This window comes from Pseudoalteromonas sp. L21, assembly GCF_021728035.1.
Classification (GTDB): Bacteria; Pseudomonadota; Gammaproteobacteria; order Enterobacterales; family Alteromonadaceae; genus Pseudoalteromonas; species Pseudoalteromonas arabiensis.
On the sequence record NZ_JAKKCV010000003.1, the window covers coordinates 578168 to 593816 of the forward strand.

Annotated in this window: 14 protein-coding genes; 2 read left to right on the forward strand and 12 right to left on the reverse strand. The window is 40.7% G+C overall.

What is annotated here, in order from left to right; all coding sequences use genetic code 11:
* Window positions 1-36: 36 nt before the first annotated feature.
* The 5 genes from cyoD to L3V41_RS11480 form a co-directional block, all read right to left on the reverse strand.
* On the reverse strand, window positions 37-396 hold the full coding sequence (cyoD, locus tag L3V41_RS11460) for a cytochrome o ubiquinol oxidase subunit IV (RefSeq protein WP_237114882.1): 360 nt from the start codon (window positions 394-396) through the stop codon (window positions 37-39).
* Window positions 396-1031, reverse strand: coding sequence for a cytochrome o ubiquinol oxidase subunit III (gene cyoC / locus L3V41_RS11465; protein WP_193988422.1), 636 nt, complete (start codon window positions 1029-1031; stop codon window positions 396-398). The genes cyoD and cyoC overlap by 1 nt, the downstream gene beginning before the upstream one ends.
* The gene (gene cyoB / locus L3V41_RS11470; protein WP_193988421.1) at window positions 1028-3016 is read right to left on the reverse strand and encodes a cytochrome o ubiquinol oxidase subunit I; all 1989 of its coding nucleotides are present in this window, start codon (window positions 3014-3016) and stop codon (window positions 1028-1030) included. The genes cyoC and cyoB overlap by 4 nt, the downstream gene beginning before the upstream one ends.
* A gap of 2 nt (window positions 3017-3018) precedes the next feature.
* The gene (cyoA, locus tag L3V41_RS11475) at window positions 3019-3933 is read right to left on the reverse strand and encodes a ubiquinol oxidase subunit II (RefSeq protein ID WP_130151029.1); all 915 of its coding nucleotides are present in this window, start codon (window positions 3931-3933) and stop codon (window positions 3019-3021) included.
* A 237-nt stretch (window positions 3934-4170) separates the two neighbouring features.
* The gene (locus L3V41_RS11480; protein WP_130151028.1) at window positions 4171-4590 is read right to left on the reverse strand and encodes a hypothetical protein; all 420 of its coding nucleotides are present in this window, start codon (window positions 4588-4590) and stop codon (window positions 4171-4173) included.
* Window positions 4591-5088: 498 nt separating this feature from the next.
* Here L3V41_RS11480 and L3V41_RS11485 point away from each other — a divergent pair, with 498 nt between their 5' ends.
* Together L3V41_RS11485 and L3V41_RS11490 are read left to right on the forward strand one after the other, a co-directional pair.
* Entirely contained in the window at window positions 5089-8142 is a 3054-nt protein-coding gene (locus L3V41_RS11485; RefSeq protein WP_193988420.1) for an Ig-like domain-containing protein, read from the forward strand.
* Between the two features lie 232 nt (window positions 8143-8374).
* Window positions 8375-9727 (forward strand): M14 metallopeptidase family protein, encoded by a 1353-nt coding sequence (locus L3V41_RS11490; RefSeq protein WP_237127761.1) that lies wholly within the window; start codon window positions 8375-8377, stop codon window positions 9725-9727.
* Between the two features lie 39 nt (window positions 9728-9766).
* On the opposite strand, the gene nqrM is transcribed toward L3V41_RS11490, so the two are convergent.
* From nqrM to L3V41_RS11525, 7 genes are all read right to left on the reverse strand, one after another.
* Entirely contained in the window at window positions 9767-9979 is a 213-nt protein-coding gene (nqrM, locus tag L3V41_RS11495) for a (Na+)-NQR maturation NqrM (protein WP_055020649.1), read from the reverse strand.
* A 79-nt stretch (window positions 9980-10058) separates the two neighbouring features.
* Window positions 10059-11090: an FAD:protein FMN transferase gene (locus tag L3V41_RS11500; protein ID WP_237127762.1), complete on the reverse strand. Its 1032-nt coding sequence runs from the start codon at window positions 11088-11090 to the stop codon at window positions 10059-10061.
* 111 nt (window positions 11091-11201) lie between these two features.
* A complete protein-coding gene (gene nqrF / locus L3V41_RS11505; protein ID WP_062570265.1) occupies window positions 11202-12428 on the reverse strand; it encodes an NADH:ubiquinone reductase (Na(+)-transporting) subunit F in 1227 nt (408 codons plus the stop codon).
* A gap of 19 nt (window positions 12429-12447) precedes the next feature.
* Window positions 12448-13056 carry an NADH:ubiquinone reductase (Na(+)-transporting) subunit E gene (gene nqrE, locus L3V41_RS11510; RefSeq protein WP_016708692.1) on the reverse strand — a complete coding sequence of 203 codons (609 nt, stop codon included), beginning with the start codon at window positions 13054-13056 and terminating at the stop codon, window positions 12448-12450.
* 10 nt (window positions 13057-13066) lie between these two features.
* A complete protein-coding gene (locus L3V41_RS11515) occupies window positions 13067-13699 on the reverse strand; it encodes an NADH:ubiquinone reductase (Na(+)-transporting) subunit D (RefSeq protein ID WP_054554281.1) in 633 nt (210 codons plus the stop codon).
* Entirely contained in the window at window positions 13699-14451 is a 753-nt protein-coding gene (locus L3V41_RS11520; RefSeq protein WP_062570264.1) for a Na(+)-translocating NADH-quinone reductase subunit C, read from the reverse strand. The genes L3V41_RS11515 and L3V41_RS11520 overlap by 1 nt, the downstream gene beginning before the upstream one ends.
* Window positions 14444-15646: an NADH:ubiquinone reductase (Na(+)-transporting) subunit B gene (locus L3V41_RS11525; protein ID WP_062570263.1), complete on the reverse strand. Its 1203-nt coding sequence runs from the start codon at window positions 15644-15646 to the stop codon at window positions 14444-14446. The genes L3V41_RS11520 and L3V41_RS11525 overlap by 8 nt, the downstream gene beginning before the upstream one ends.
* Window positions 15647-15649 lie beyond the last annotated feature (3 nt).

A 15649-nucleotide genomic window follows, 5' to 3' on the forward strand; every position in this document is an offset into this window, starting at 1 on the left:
TCGTAAACTCTTTAATCAATTACAAAGTAATTGTTATTAGTACATCATCATGGCGTTCGATTCGTAGATGATCCACACCGACAAACCAACCACCATTACGATAATGATAGCGCTGAAGATAAATGACAATGAGCTGGCCTTGCCGTCTTCAGTTTTAAAACTTAAATGCAAGAAGTACTTTAAATGCACCCAAATTTGCACAACAGCCATCGTTACAATGCACCATACGGTGGCTGGTTTTGAAAACGACCCACTAATTACAGCCCAAAATGGAATAGCCGTTAAAACCACTGACAGTAGAAAGCCAACTAAATAGTCTTTGATACTGCCATGTGATTGCGCGTTATGTGCGTGTACTTCTAGATTATTAATGACATGTGATTCACTGTGACTCATTACATTGCTCCCATTAAATAAACAACGGTAAATACACAGATCCACACCACATCTAAGAAATGCCAGAATAAGCTTAAACAACTTAGGCGTGTCACTGTTTGCGGGTTTAAACCACGACGTAAAACTTCGATCATCATGATTGTCATCCAAATCAAACCTGCCGTCACATGCAGACCGTGTAAGCCCACTAAAGAGAAAAACGAGGTTAAAAAGGCGCTTTGTTGTGGGCCATTACCGTGCGCAATTAGGTGATGGAATTCATATACTTCCATACCAATAAATACGGCACCAAAGGCAAACGTGACCAGCAACCAAGTTAACGTAGCGGCCTTCTTCTGCGAATGCGCAGAGATCATCGCAAAACCAAAGGTAATACTACTAAGTAGGAGTGCCGCGGTTTCAACCGCAACAAAATCAAGTTCAAAAATATCTTTGCCAGACACGCCACCGGCTGTGTTCATAAACAGTACGGCATAGGTTGCAAAGAAAGAAGCAAACAATAAGCAGTCGGTCATTAAGTACAACCAAAAACCGAAAACCGTGTTGCCACCCGTATCGTGATGCTCATGGTCATGTGCATCAACATGACCTTGAGTATTATCTAAGGTGTTTAAATCAGCAGTGATAGAACTCATGCATTCACCCCTTTAGTCGCGGCGGTATTGTGCGCCGTTTCAAGTTCAACAATTTCATCTGGTTGCACGTAGTAATCAACATCCGCCGTATAACAACGTTTGATAAATACCGCGATAGCGCCCAGTAAACCAAAGGCTGCAAGCCACCAAATATGCCAAATCATGGCAAAACAGAAAGTTGTTAAAGCTGCGCTCATTAATACACCTGCCGATGTATTTTTTGGCATGTGAATTGGGCTATAAGAGGCTTCTTGCTTGTAAGCTAGGCCTTTTTCTTTCATGTCAGTCCATGCATCAATGTCATCAACATGGGGGATTTTTGCAAAGTTATAGTACTGCGGAGGTGAAGCAGATGCCCACTCTAGGGTATGACCGTTCCACGGATCGCCCGTTGTATCGTCAAGTTGCTCGCGGTTTTTGAAGCTCACCACAAGTTGTACTACTTGGAACAAGATACCGAACATAATGATCACCGCACCGCCAGCTGCAATGTATAACCAGATGTTCCAATCAGGGTTGTTTGTGTGGTTTAAGCGACGTGTCATACCTAAGAAACCAAGTACGTATAACGGCATAAATGCTACGAAGAAACCAATTAACCAACACCAGAAAGATCTTCTGCCCCAGCTTTCATCAAGTTTGAAGCCCATTGCTTTAGGGAACCAAAATGCAAAACCAGCTAAATAACCAAACACTGCGCCACCAATAATGGTGTTATGGAAGTGAGCGATTAAGAATAAGCTATTGTGTAATACGTAGTCAGCACCTGGAATGGCAAGTAACACACCGGTCATACCGCCGATAGTGAAAGTCACCATGAAACCTAAAGTCCAAAGAACTGGCACCGTAATACGTAAACGACCACGATACATAGTGAATAACCAGTTGAAGAGTTTCACACCCGTCGGTACTGCAATGACCATGGTCATCACACCAAAGAAGGCATTCACATTAGCGCTTGAGCCCATAGTAAAGAAGTGGTGAAGCCAAACGATGAACCCTAAAATAGAAATCGCACCGCTTGCGTAAACCATCGACTTATAACCAAACAGGCGTTTACCAGCAAACGTTGAGATAACTTCTGAGAAAATACCAAACGCAGGTAAGATCAGAATGTAAACTTCAGGGTGACCCCATGCCCAGAATAAGTTGATGTACATCATCGCATTACCACCTAATTCATTCGTGAAGAAGTGGAAATCGAGATAACGATCAAGCGTTAGCATTGCCAGTACAGCAGTTAAAATTGGGAACGATGCTGCAATTAAGATATTTGCCCACGTACAAGCCCACGTAAAAATAGGCATTTTCATTAATGTCATGCCTGGTGCACGCATTTTGAATACAGTCGCTAAGAAGTTTACTGATGTTAATAAGGTACCCAAACCGGATATTTGCAAGGCCCAGATATAATAATCGACCCCCACACCCGGACTAAACGACAGCTCAGATAATGGCGGATAAGCAACCCAACCCGTTTTAGCAAATTCACCGAAAAACAGTGAAATATTAATGAGTATCGCACCACCAGCAGTTAACCAAAAACTTAGATTATTCAAAAATGGGAATGCAACATCACGGGCACCAATTTGCAGCGGTAAAATGATGTTCATTAAACCAATCATGAACGGCATCGCCATAAAGATGATCATAATCACCCCGTGTGCCGTAAAAATTTGGTCGTAATGTTCAGGTGGTAAGTAACCACTTGCACCGCCGGTAGCCATCGCTAATTGCAGTCGCATCATAATGGCATCCGCGAAACCACGGAAAAGCATGATAAGCGCAAGAATGATGTACATCACACCTAAGCGCTTATGATCAATTGAGGTGATCCAGTCGTGCCAAAGCACGCCCCATTTTTTATATTTTGTTACTAAGCCTGCCACTAGCAAGCCTAAGACAGCAACCACCGTCATGGTAACCATGATAATTGGTTCATGAAACGGGATTGCGTCTAATGTTAATTTACCTAACAACGACATGATTATTCCTCGTCCTCGCTATGCCCTTTATGAGCTGAGTGCTCTGGCATTGCGTGTTGCATTGCACCGTGTGAGCCATGCGCTTGCATATATTTCATTACGATTGAATGGAACATATCTTTATCAACACTGGCGTAGTATTTAACTGGGTCGTACTCACTTGGCTTAGCAAGTTCAACATAGGTCTGTTTAGTAAGCGCAGAGCCTGTATTTTTAACCTTATTTACCCATGCATCGAAATCAGCTTGGGTTGGGGTAGCAATGGCATTAAACTTCATACCCGTGAAACCAGCACCGCTGTAATTTGCAGAGAAACCTTTAAAAGTTCCTGGTTCATCAGCTATCAAGTGAAGTTTGGTTTCCATGCCTGCCATTGAGTAAATTTGGCTACCAAGCTGAGGTATGAAAAACGAATTCATGGTGCTTTCTGAGGTGATCTTGTATTGAACAGGCACGTTAGCCGGAAAAACCAACTCATTCACTGTTGCAATGCCTTGCTCTGGGTAAATAAATAACCATTTCCAGTTTAAAGACACCACTTCTACAGTAAGGTGCTCACCCTTCCCTTCAAGTGGTTTATAAGGGTCAAGATCTTGCGTTGATTGCCAAGTGATCACACCTAAAATAACCACAATAATAATCGGAATGGTCCATACAACCGCTTCAATCTTGTTTGAGTGAGCCCACTTAGGAGCATAAATTTCTTGGTCTCGTCCATCACGGTATTTCCATGCAAAATAAATTGTCATGGCAATAACTGGGATTACAACAATCAGCATTAATACCGTCGCTACGATAATTAAATACTTTTCGTCAGCCCCAATTTGACCTTTTGGATCAAGTACCCCGCCTTTACAGCCAGACAAAGCCAGCACTAAAGACGCTAGAGCAATATTACAAAGGTTACGAATTGACAAAGGAATATCCTACAACCTAAAAGTTAACACTTGTCGATAAGTACACGACGCTTCTCTGTAGCAAAAAACGGCCACAGACATCCCCAGCCAAGTAACGAGCACAGAAAATCGGCACGCTAAAATGTGGGAATAATTAGGTTAGCTGACTGAAATTTGGACGCAGAAGGCCCACTAGGTGCTTAGTAAAGACAACTTAGTAAACGACTAAAATGGCTGAACTTAAGCAACAAAGCTTATTTACAGACAACCATTTACACGAGGAGGAGCACGACAGCCATGAGCGCTGTGTACTACTAAAGACTTTATCGTTTCACGCGCTGCGAAGGCCGCTTTACGTAAAATGACACCTGCACGACGCGCAGGGAAGAAATGGAAGACCAACCAGCATAAACCAATAAGTAACTGGCAAGACACCACTGGGTAAGCTAAAAAGCTCAACACATTAAGTAATGGTGCTTCGTACAGAGCCCCTTCACTTAATAAACTTCTTAGCCCGTGAGCATCTTCTAATGTACCGTTGATTAGCATGGCTGAATTAATCAGCAGCAAAGCTAAAACAGACATTAGTTCTTTACCAGCAAAAAACGCACGCGCAGCCAATTGCAATCTAGCTAAACTAGACTGTTTGACACCTTGTGACTGATTAATTGCTCGCAAAACTCACGCCTTTTAAAACTTTCACCACATTTAAGGTAGTTGCTCTACCCTATTTTTTAATGCGGTAACATGATCTTCATCAATAAAGTTTCAGTAATTACTGAAATTTCGATGTGGAGTATAACAAAGTCAACTTATCATACAAGAAAAAATTAACAGCGGTCAGTTAACCAGCATTTAATTAAGCTATAAAAAAATGTAAATAACCAATACTAACTTAGATAACCACCTAAAAAATTAGAGGATTTTATATTACAAAGTGAAATAGATAGGAAAGAAATTGTATAAAAACTTCTTAATACTGCAAGGTAATGCAGCTTGAGACAACTGTGTATCAGTACTCAAACCCAGAAGCATTCTAAATAATATCACTTTTTTATTTTTCATTCCCTAATTCAGTTACGCAGCATAATAAAGTATGTTAATTTACTATTACCTCTTGTTGTTGATATACAAGGGTCCAAAACAAAAACGCGAAACTATTTTTAAGGGAATAATATGAAGTTTGCTATTACATCGACACTTCTCAGCTTGATGTTAACCACTCAATCATCATACGCCGACGTAGAAAAAATGAAGCATTTTTCAAGCTTTGATGATTTAAGTAATGTTAGAGTGATCGATATTGATAATGATTCGAATAAAGATATCATTGCAATGATTAATGATGATAGCCAAAGGTTGTATATTATTAGTATCATCGGCAATGATGAAACTGTCAACACGCCAGTAACCAATGCAATAGAGTTTGAGAGCGAAGGAGAATCAATTGCTTCGTTTGAAATTTATTACGATAAAAGTTCAGATAATCACTTTGCTATTATTATTAGCGATCAACGCAACGCACACCTTGTAAATTTAACTGCTAGAAAATATGTAAAAAAGATCCCAAATATAACTGCTGATAACGTTAAATTTAAAGACATAGATAACGATGGCAATATTGAGGTTATGCTAATAAATGAAAGCACTATGTATACGCTAGATATGCATAGCCTCGAAACAAAAGCGCACTACACCCTGCCACATTATGAGTTTACTGTCGGAAAGTTTACCAATCATCTGCTCAATGAAATGCTGACATGGGACGGCGAAATCTACCAAATTCAAGGCAGTGATGTAAAAAAAGTTGGCGAGCTACCCGTAACAAGCAGATACTTATTTGCCAAAGATTTAAATAATGATGGCATGGATGAAGCTGTAGGTGAAAAGTGTACTATCGATGTAAATGAAAACAGCGTTATTTGGCCTTTGGAGAGTACGCTAGAAGATTGTAATCAAGATAATGATTTTTTAAAATACACTAGTAGATCGCCTTACTACAACAACGACCTTTATCAAGATTATACAGCCATTGATAACAATGCCGAGATGTACAGTGATTCGAATCGTAGGACTCACTTTAACTATTTCTATAACTATTTAACAAGAGAAGAAGAAGTCATTGGCAGGAGCGTCACAACACAGGATGGAGGCGATTATCAACCTAATATTCTTCATTATATCTATGAATATTTAGACTTGTATGGCGATGAGCAAAAAGAAACAATTGAGCAAATACAGAGACTCAATGTTAAAGAAGTGAGATTCGGAGAGGTAACTGAACTCGGCTTTAACGGCAATGCTTATTTAGCCATGCAAAATGAAGAGATAAAGATTATTGAAGAGTATAGACAGCTTATTATTACCACAGGTTCGAAGTGGGATCCTGCCTATTTAACAAGTTATACAATATTAAATAGTATTTCTCCTGTCACACAAACTGAATCATGGTCAAAAAGTGTAACTAAAGAGCTTTATGCTTCTGAAGTAGATAAAGTTTCCATAATACCTTTTGGTAGAAACACCGATAATAAAATTGTGTACTCGACTCTAGGTGAGCAGTGGAATCCCGGTATTAGTAAACACTATATATTGAACATGGATGGGTCTAATCATATCGAACAACCTTTTATTGGCTATTTCAAGCTATTGGGTGATATTGACGGTGACGGAAACCAAGAATACCTCTACCAATATTCAGACTGGTATTATGCTGATCAGTCAAAACCATTTGAAGTCAGAGAGTTATACAGTGACAACATAAAATATACGATTTCACTTATCGGTGAGCCTCAACTTGATATATCAGAATTACTAACGACAATTGACTTTGACGGTGATGGTATTAAAGAACTTGTGTTCGAGCATCTAGGAACTAACAAGCAGACAGCCGTCTATAACTTTGTTAAAGACACCCACTCATTACTTGATTTAGGTGATATCCAATCACTTGATACTTTTACGTATAATAATAACGAGCAATTGTATACAACAACTCAGGACGGGGCTTTAGTATCTATTTCCGCCCAAGGAAACAAACAAGAAGTGGCTAACTTCTGTGCATCATCAAAATTAATTGCTGTTGAGCAACACCTTAGTGGCCAACTTCATATCGCCTGCGAAAATGAACTAGGTGTCTTTAATTTGGCAAATGCACAATATAATAAGCTGGTTACTCTTGATGTGGCCGCTACACATTCAGATATTGAAATAGTTAACGAAAAGACCTATTGGCTAATAACACACTCAAATGGCAGAGAACTATTTAAAATCGGCGAAAAAACAGAGCAACCTTATCAACTTAGTGTAACTGAATTTAACACCAATAAGTTCACGCCTGTTGAGTTTAAAGCATTGAGTGAAAAAGATTCCTTCAACTATCGCTTTTATATTTCAAAGGCACCTAGCAAAGGCAATATTACATTTACCGATAGGGCTCTTGGCCACTTTAGTTACACTCCCACAACTGGCGAAGTTGGCCTAGACCAATTTGAGCTTTCTATGTCTATAGGCGGAAGGGCCACTGAAAGTGTGTCGGTTTCAGTCAATATTGATGGAACACCTCTTGTCATTGAGCCTAATCCAATTTCTGCTCATTGGCGCACGCCACTGAGCGAAACTCTCTCCTTATCAGGTGCAGGTGAAAACAGTAATCTTCAACTTAACGTAAAGGTACAGCCAGCATCAGGCGAGTTTGTGTTTAGTAATAATGCAACGGGTGAGTTTACCTATACACCATTAATCTCAACGTTAGAACCAGCTAATTTTGTCGTTAATATAAGCAACGAGATTGGTTTAAATATTGATAAAATGATTACAATAAATCATACCAATACATCCCCACAGACACAGGCTCTGGAATTAATCATCAATCAATCTGAAGCAGCTCAATTCGAACTATTAGCCCAAGATGCAGATTCAGATCCACTTACTTATGAGCTTGTATCTGAGCCAAGCATAGGTTCAGTAACATTAGACAACATCAGTGGAATCGTATCATATACGCCGCAAACTAATACAAGCTACGAAACTAGCTTTCAGTACCGCGTTTTTGATGGTATGAGCTACTCTGAGCCAAGTACAGTTACTATAACCACTAAAGCCGATGATACAGACGATAATGGCGAAGAAACAAAAGAAAAAAGCGGGGGCAGTATGCCCTTCTATATTCTTTCATTACTTGCCATTGTGGGACTGCTGCGTAAATCGAAGTTTTCTTTCACTGTATAAACTTAGCAACTCCAACCTTTACTTGCTCTTGGGAAATATTCCAAGAGCAAGATTCAATAATAGCGCCTCTATTCTGTGTGCTTCTATAAAAAATCAACTAAAGACGCGCGCCGCTAAGTACCCCAAAGTTAAAAAGAATAAAAACAAGAAGATAAGGTTGAACAAAAGTTAGCCAAACGAATGCAAATATAATATTCTTAGCATTAAAACAAAAAGGAATAAAGGATATCTTATGCGGGGCTGTATACTTGCCATGACTTTGCTAATCAGTACACCAATAATTGCCACTGAAATTGAAAATAACGAGGTTGATGGTTTTGATAAAGCAGCGATTAATCTCACAGATATAAAACCTGTTTTAAACCGCATAGCCAAGCATCCTGCAATTACACTACAGCAACTCGGTAGATCGTACCACAGTCAACCCATTTACGCTCTTGATATAGGCTCTGGCACCACAAAAGTGATGATGTGGAGTCAAATGCATGGTGATGAAAACACGGCAACCGCTGCACTTATGGATTTTCTTGATTTTATAACTTTGCCCGAAAACGCTAACTGGCTACAAAACTGGCAAGACAAACTAACGCTCAGGATTATTCCCATGATTAATCCTGACGGTGCCAAAGCTCAAACGCGTCACAATGCACAAGGTATTGATCTAAACCGTGATGCAAAAGCATTGAGGACCCCAGAGGGGCAAACACTCATGCGTGCCGCTAAGGAGTTTAAACCTGACTTTGGCTTTAACTTGCATGATCAGAACGCGTATTACGGTGCAGGAAAAAAAGGGAATCAAGCTACTATTTCTGTACTCGCCCCTGCCTATAATGATGCAAGAGAGATTAATACTAGCCGTGGCGAAGCCATGCAGCTTATCGCTCACTTAGCTAAAACAATTGAGACAATGATCCCAGGGCACCTAGCAAAGTATAACGACAGTTACTCGTATCGAAGCTTTGGTGATACATTTTCCGAAATGGGTATTCGCACTATATTAATTGAATCAGGTGCTTACCCGAACGACCCTCATCGCCAAGTTGCGCGAAAAGTAAATCGTGTACTTTATAAAGAGATAATCGATACACTACAAAATGGCACGTGGAAAGCAGCCAGCATTAACCAATACAATGCAATTCCTTTTAATGCTAGTAATAACTGGGTCGATCTACTTATTGATGATGTGAATGTACAGAGCCATTACGGTGATTACAAAATAGATATAGCCATTAATAACAAAGGTAATGCACCACGTATCAAAGAGCTGGGAGATATAAGTAGCATTCGCCGTGGCTACACTCAAATAGATGCCAACAAGCTCGTTTATAACCCAGGTAAAGGTTTTTCTTTAACAGAACCAATTAAGCTTAATAAGAGGCATTATAAAGAGCTATTAAAGCAAGGTTATAGCTGCTTTTCAGGGGATTTCGCGAAACTAGATAACCGTTCCCACTGGCCAGTTTACCGGTGCCAAGGCGCATTTGATTCACAACCTAAATTGCACGCCTCAGCGGCATTCTTACTTTACCAAGGACAAACCATAAAATACGCAGTACTAGGTTCAGAACTCATAAAACTCAATTAATAAACATTAAAAAAGCGCCTAAAGGCGCTTTTTTTGTGGTTAAAGAATTTGATTCTCTTTCCAGACTTGTTCTTTTGCCATGCGCTTTTTGCGCTTGTCACACGGGTCGTCGCAGTCGCAGGCTTTGTCGATACCAACAGCACCTAGGCCGCCACAACTACTGGCCATAGATTTCTTTTGCACAATCATACCAACAGCCATCGCTGCCACAATTAAAATAAGTAGACCAAATGTAAGAAGAAAAAGTGACATTGCTTTGCCCCTATTGTTCAGCAATAAAAATGAGCCCAACCTGTTGGGCTGTATGCATTATAAACTGCTTCTTGCCCTGCTACAAATAAGGTTTAAAAGCAGGGCTTGAATAAGTGACTAAGCCATTGTCTGACTTACCAATTAAATATACCGGCAGGCTATGTTCTTCAGCATATTTTTGGGCACGATCCATCCCCATAACTGTCAATGCTGTTGCTAAACCATCAGCCGTCATTGCTGAAGGATGCAATACTGTGACCGACACTAAGTCATGACGACTCGGCATACCTGTTACAGGATCAATTAAGTGACTATATGTCACACCATCCATTTCATAAAAAATTCTGTAGTCACCTGATGTGGCAATACCATTGGTACCTGGTTCAATCACTTTATGTACTTTGCGCACGCCAGGCTCTGCATCTGGCTGCTCAATTGCAATTTTCCACGTGATGTTGTCTGGCTTAATACCCGATACACGTAGCTCACCACCTATCTCAACCATATAATTTGTTAAGCCGTGGCTTTCAATAACCTCTGCAACTTTATCTATGCCATAGCCTTTTGCCGTAGCCGAAAACGACAGTTCTAAACCGTCTATCGTTTTCATAAGGCCTGAATCTGTTAATTCAAGCTTATCAACACCAATCTTTTCAATCATCGCCGCTAAGGCTTCATCAGTCGGGCGTTTAGTCGGCTTTTTATCTGGACCAAAGCCCCATAAGTCAATAAGTGGCCCCATTGTCACATCAAGGGTTTTTGTTGATTCACCAAGGCGAATTGACTCAGCCACAACCTTACGGAAATCATCACTAATCGGCATAACCTGCCCTGCTGGTAACTGGTTGAACTGGTTAATTTCTGAATCAGCAATGTAAGTCGACATAGATTGGTTTACATCTTTGAGTGCTTGCTTAATTTCAGAATGTAAATCAGCCCCTTCTAGTTTAGAAGGTTCAGCAAATACCTTGATGTGATAAGTCGTTCCCATGGTTTTGCCTTCGAAATAATGCTCCTCAGCTTTATCTGCTTGGCTACAACCTGCCACGAGTAAAGTAATAGTTAGTAAAAAAAAGGCCATCAAGCCTTGGCGATAAAACACTCTATTCATAGCACTCACCTTTAAAATACCGTGACGTTGATATAAAAATAAAAAAGCCTCGTAACACTAAGTGCTACGAGGCCTGTATTCTAACCAAAACTTATTGTTTTGTGTATGGTGTTAGCCACCGAAGTCATCTAATAAGATGTTTTCGTCTTCTACACCTAAGTCTTTAAGCATGTTGATAACAGCCGCGTTCATCATTGGAGGACCACACATGTAGAACTCACAATCTTCTGGCGCTTCATGATCTTTCAAGTAGTTTTCATAAAGTACGTTATGGATGAAGCCTGTGTAACCTTCCCAGTTATCTTCTGGTTGTGGATCAGACAGTGCTGTGTGCCATACGAAGTTATCGTTTTCTGCTGCTAAGCCGTCGAAATCTTCTACGTAGAACATTTCACGCTTAGAACGCGCACCATACCAGAAGCTCATCTTACGCTTAGAATTTAAACGCTTAAGTTGGTCAAATATATGTGAACGCATTGGTGCCATACCTGCACCACCACCTACGAATACCATTTCTGCATCAGTGTCTTTCGCGAAGAACTCACCGAATGGACCAGAGATAGTCACTTTATCACCTTCTTTTAGTGACCAAATGTACGAAGACATTTTACCACATGGAAGGCTTAGGTCTCTTGGCGGCGGCGTAGCGATACGCACGTTAAGCATGATGATGCCTTCTTCTTCTGGGTAGTTAGCCATTGAGTAAGCACGAATTGTTTCGTCGTCTACTTTAGACTCCAGATCGAAGAAACCGAAGTGGTTCCAGTCGCCACGATACTCTTCTGGAATATCGAAATCAGCGTATTTAACATGGTGTGCTGGTGCTTCAATTTGAATATAACCACCGGCACGGAAAGGTACTGACTCGCCATCAGGAATTTGTAATTTAAGTTCCTTGATGAAGGTTGCCTTGTTATCGTTAGAGATAACAGTACAGTCCCACTTCTTAACACCGAAAATTGACTCTTCAAGTTCAATTTCCATGTCGTTCTTAACATTTACCTGACACGCTAAACGGCAGCCTTCACGCGCTTCACCTTTAGAGATGTGATCAAGTTCTGTTGGTAAGATATCGCCGCCACCTTCTTTGATGTGTACACGACACTGACCACAAGAGCCACCGCCACCACATGCAGATGAAACGAAGATACCTGAATCAGCTAGCGCGCCTAATAGCTTGCTACCTGCTGATGTTTTAATAGCTTTATCTGGGTCGCCATTAATTCCGATGATGATATCGCCGCTTGCTACTAATTTAGATTTAGCACCAATGATAACTAAAACTAAAATAACAACGATAGCGATGAAAACACCAACGCCTAAGAAAATCTCATTCATGATTTATCCTCGCTACCTATTAAAGTGAAATACCAGAGAATGACATAAAGCCAAGACCCATAAGACCAACAGTGATGAAAGTAATACCTAAACCACGTAAGCCATCAGGAACGTCTGAATACTTCATTTTTTCACGGATACCAGCAAGTAAAGTAATTGCTAGTGCCCAGCCCACACCTGAACCGATACCATAAACAACAGACTCACCGAAGTTATAGTTACGCTCAACCATGAAAGATACCGCACCGAAGATCGCACAGTTAACTGTGATAAGTGGTAAGAAGATACCTAACGCGTTGTAAAGTGCAGGGAAGAACTTATCTAATGCCATTTCAAGAATTTGTACCAATGCTGCAATAACACCGATAAATGTCAAGAAACGTAAGAAGCTAAGGTCTGCTTCTGGGTAGCCAAGCCACTCTAATGCACCTGGTGCAAGAACAGCGTGATAAACCAAGTTATTTACTGGTACTGAGATACCTAGTACCACGATAACTGCCACACCTAGGCCGATTGACGTTGTTACTTTCTTTGATACCGCAAGGAAAGTACACATACCTAGGAAGAAGGCTAAAGCCAAGTTTTCAATGAAAACCGCTTTTACAAATAAACTAATATAATGTTCCACTGCTCGCCCCTTACGCTTTTGCTTCTACTTGGTCTTTCTTGAAGGTACGAAGTACCCAGATGAATAAACCAATAATGAAGAATGCACTCGGTGGTAAAATCAATAGACCCATTGGTTGATACCAGCCACCGTTTTGTACAAGTGGGATAATATCAACACCGAATAGTGAACCTTTACCGAATAACTCACGGATGAAACCAACAGTTAGTAGTACTACTGAGTAGCCTAAACCGTTACCGATACCGTCTAAGAAAGACATTAACGGTGGTGACTTCATTGCGTATGCTTCAGCACGCCCCATTACGATACAGTTAGTAATGATTAGACCAACGAATACTGAAAGCTCTTTTGCCGTTGCATAAGAAAATGCTTGCAATACTTGGTCAACCACGATTACTAATGATGCAATAATCGTCATTTGCACGATAATACGCACAGATGATGGGATGTGGTTACGAATTGACGAAATAAACAAGCTTGAGAATGCTGTTACAAGTGTCAATGCGATTGACATGATAAGTGCATTTTTTAAGCTTGATGTTACCGCTAGCGCAGAACAAATACCAAGTACTTGTAGTGCGATTGGGTTATTTGCGAATACCGGACCAAATAGGACCGACTTCATTTCTTTAGTATCAGCCATTATTTCAACGCTCCTTCACGTACTTTCGCAAGGAAAGGACCAAAGCCGTTTTCGCCAGTCCAGAAGTCAACTGTATGATCAACACCATTTGAAGTTAATGTTGCGCCAGAAAGACCATCGATTTGATGTTCATTGCTTGCACCACTTTTCACGATGTTGATTGGTAACTCTTTACCTTGCCATTTAGCAGTCCACTGTGGATTTTGAATTTCACCACCTAGACCTGGCGTTTCGTTGTGCTTGAAGAAATTGATGTTCTTAACAGTTTCACCATCACTCTCAAGCGCTAAGAAGCCATACATTACACCCCAAAGGCCATAACCTTGGATAGGGAGAATGATTGCGTCAGTAGAACCATCTGCTTTTTTCGAGATATAAACAGGTGAATTCTTAGTCATGCGTTGAATACCCGCGATGTCTTTAATTCCCTCTTCTTTCAACGCAAAGCTACGCGCTTGGTCGAATTTAGTTTTCTCGAAATCAAATGAGTTAGGATCTGCGCCTTCAACAAATTCACCAGTATCCATATCTACAACGCGCGCTTCAATTTTGCCATTGAAAGTCTCTGATACAGAGCCTTCAACGTCAATGTCAGCTGCCGCTAGGATATTACGTTGAATATCTTGAGTTTTGTTAGCTTGCTGTAAAGGACGAAGCTGAACTGAAGCAAACGATACGATGACTGCACACACTAAACATAGTGCAACAACAACGGTTAGCGTTTTGCCGATTGATTCGTTATTACTAGACATTACGTGCCAACCTCCGCTTGATATTAGCTTGCACTACAAAGTGATCGAATAATGGTGCAAATAAGTTAGCAAATAAGATTGCTAGCATCATACCTTCTGGGAATGCCGGGTTAACAACACGGATCATTACAACCATAAAGCCGATTAACGCACCGTAAGCGAACTTACCTTTGTCAGTGAATGATGCAGATACTGGGTCTGTTGCCATAAAGAACATACCAAATGCAAAACCACCAAGCACTAAGTGCCAGTGCCAAGGCATCGCAAATACTGCGTTAGTTTCAGAACCAACTGTATTTAGTAAGAATGCCGTTGCAACCATACCTAGGAATACACCTAGCACGATACGCCATGAAGCAATACGCACATAAATCAGGAATAAACCACCGATTAATAATGCTAATGTTGACGTTTCACCTACAGAACCTTGAATGAAACCGTAGAACGCATTCCACCATAGTTCCATGTTGCTGTAATCAAGTGAACCAACGAACGCTTGGCCTAGCATAGTTGCGCCAGAGAATGAATCTACCGCAGTCCATACTGTGTCACCTGAAATTTGCGCAGGGTATGCGAAGAATAAGAACGCACGACCAGCAAGCGCAGGGTTAAGGAAGTTACGACCTGTACCACCAAAGATTTCTTTAGCGATTACAACACCAAACGTAATACCTAATGCAACTTGCCATAAAGGAATTGTTGCCGGCAGAATGAGTGCGAATAGTACAGATGTTACGAAGAAACCTTCATTTACTTCGTGCTTACGCACAGAAGCGAATAGTACTTCCCAGAAACCACCTACAGCAAACGTTACTGCGTATATTGGTAGGAAGAAGCAGGCCCCGTAAAACATTTTCGCGCCCCAACCAGAGTCAGCAGTTAATTCACCGCCAAATAATTGGAACAGACCAACTTGCCATGTGTTTGCTAATTCAAAACCTTGTGCTAATGCACCCGCGGCCTGATGACCGATGTTGAACATACCAAAGAACATTGCAGGGAACGTTGCCATCCACACTAAAATCATCATACGTTTTAGGTCGATGTTATCGCGAACGTGTGTTTTGCCTTTATTTACATAACCAGGCGTGTAGAAAATAGTCGCAGCAGCTTCGTAAAGCGCATACCACTTTTCATGTTTACCACCCGGTTCAAAATGCGGCTCAATATCTTCTAGAAATTTCTTTAAACCCATCTC

What these genes read in the sequence shown, in the direction of transcription:
- cyoD (WP_237114882.1), bottom strand. Translation starts at nt 396, where the DNA reads ATGAGTCACAGTGAATCACATGTCATTAATAATCTAGAAGTACACGCA.
- cyoC (WP_193988422.1), bottom strand. Translation starts at nt 1,031, where the DNA reads ATGAGTTCTATCACTGCTGATTTAAACACCTTAGATAATACTCAAGGT.
- cyoB (WP_193988421.1), bottom strand. Translation starts at nt 3,016, where the DNA reads ATGTCGTTGTTAGGTAAATTAACATTAGACGCAATCCCGTTTCATGAA.
- L3V41_RS11485 (WP_193988420.1), top strand. Translation starts at nt 5,089, where the DNA reads ATGAAGTTTGCTATTACATCGACACTTCTCAGCTTGATGTTAACCACT.
- L3V41_RS11490 (WP_237127761.1), top strand. Translation starts at nt 8,375, where the DNA reads ATGCGGGGCTGTATACTTGCCATGACTTTGCTAATCAGTACACCAATA.
- nqrM (WP_055020649.1), bottom strand. Translation starts at nt 9,979, where the DNA reads ATGTCACTTTTTCTTCTTACATTTGGTCTACTTATTTTAATTGTGGCA.
- L3V41_RS11500 (WP_237127762.1), bottom strand. Translation starts at nt 11,090, where the DNA reads ATGAATAGAGTGTTTTATCGCCAAGGCTTGATGGCCTTTTTTTTACTA.
- nqrF (WP_062570265.1), bottom strand. Translation starts at nt 12,428, where the DNA reads ATGAATGAGATTTTCTTAGGCGTTGGTGTTTTCATCGCTATCGTTGTT.
- L3V41_RS11515 (WP_054554281.1), bottom strand. Translation starts at nt 13,699, where the DNA reads ATGGCTGATACTAAAGAAATGAAGTCGGTCCTATTTGGTCCGGTATTC.
- L3V41_RS11520 (WP_062570264.1), bottom strand. Translation starts at nt 14,451, where the DNA reads ATGTCTAGTAATAACGAATCAATCGGCAAAACGCTAACCGTTGTTGTT.
- L3V41_RS11525 (WP_062570263.1), bottom strand. Translation starts at nt 15,646, where the DNA reads ATGGGTTTAAAGAAATTTCTAGAAGATATTGAGCCGCATTTTGAACCG.